The sequence below is a fragment of the Sphingomonas rhamnosi genome, assembly GCF_036663615.1.
Taxonomy (GTDB): domain Bacteria; phylum Pseudomonadota; class Alphaproteobacteria; order Sphingomonadales; family Sphingomonadaceae; genus Sphingomonas.
On the sequence record NZ_JAXOJJ010000027.1, the window covers coordinates 1 to 1,392 of the forward strand.

The window sequence follows — 1,392 nt, forward strand, 5'->3', positions numbered from 1 at the left end:
GAACATGGGGTAATGGCGGGAGCGAGTTACCTCGATCAGCGATAGCGCAGGAGGTGGCTGTTCCCCGATAGATGAAGGTGCGGGCTCACGACTTGCAGCCGGGCCCATACATCGAACGGAGAACAGCCATGGGTGAGTATATCGGACTCGACGTATCGTTGAAAGAGACAGCCATCTCGATCCGGCGCGGCGGCAAGCGTGTATGGCGCGGAAAGTGCCTGTCGGACCCGGCGACGATTGTGGGGGTAATCCGCAAGCATGCCCCAGCGGCTGAGCGGGTAGTATTCGAGACGGGGCCGCTATCGGTGTGGTTCTACCATGCTCTGAGCGCGGAAGGGATGCCGGCGATCTGTATTGATGCTCGCCACGCCAAGGCCGCGCTCGACATGGCGACCAACAAAACGGACGCCAATGATGCGGATGGCTTGGCGCACCTGGCCGAGGTGGGCTTCTTCCGCGAAGTGCGGGTGAAAGGCTTTGACAGCATGCTCTCACGTACGCTGGTTGCGGCGCGCACGAAGCTTGTCCGGGCAACATTGGACGTGGCGAACCAGATACGTGGGCTGATGAAGACGTTCGGGCTTATTGTGCCGCGTGGCATAGGCGGCAAGTTCGAGGCGAACGTTCGCTCTCTGCTTACCGACCATGCGGGGCTCGCCCGGATCATTCTGCCTTTGCTCGAGGCGTGGAGAAGCCTGCGCATCCAGGCAACCGAGCTGGGTCGCCAGCTCATCGCCGAGGCGCGCAGGAGCCAGCAATGCCAACTACTAATGTCGATCCCTGGCGTCGGCGCGATCACCGCAACCGCGTACCTGACCGCGGTCGAGGATCCTGCCAACTTCAGCCAATCCCGCTCGGTGGGTGCTTGGCTGGGGCTGACCACACGGCGTTATCAATCAGGCGAAGTCGACTATGATGGCCACATCTCCCGACGCGGCGATACCCACGTTCGCTCGCTCCTGTACGAGGCCGCTGTCGTGATCCTGACCCGCAGCCACGCCGACAGCGATCTGCGTAGTTGGGGCATGAAGCTTCGCGAGAAGGTCGGCTTCAAGCGCGCCGCCGTCGCCGTTGCCCGCAAGCTCGCGGTCGTCATGCATGCGATGCTGCGCTCTGGCGAACTGTTCATCAGGACGGCTGCGGCCGCCTGATCCAAGAGCTCGATAGCGCCCGATGGCGTGACGAGGCGTCCCTGCCGGGACGTAGGCTGGTCCATTCCGCAGCTGCCGTTGCACCACGAACCCCGGCTCGGTGCGTGCGTAACGAACATTGGAAGGATCGACCCGCGAAGCCCCATGATGCGGCGGCCCATGCCGACCGCGAAGACGACCATGCCCCGGCAGACGACATCCACACACCAAAATGCGCTTGCCAAGCCCGCTATTAGACGAC

1 protein-coding gene is annotated in these 1,392 nt (G+C 62.9%); it reads left to right on the forward strand.

The features are described from left to right. The first annotated feature begins 128 nt into the window (after nucleotides 1-128). Nucleotides 129-1,151, forward strand: coding sequence for an IS110 family RNA-guided transposase (locus U1701_RS18600; RefSeq protein ID WP_332784047.1), 1,023 nt, complete (start codon nucleotides 129-131; stop codon nucleotides 1,149-1,151). The last annotated feature ends 241 nt before the right edge of the window (nucleotides 1,152-1,392 follow it).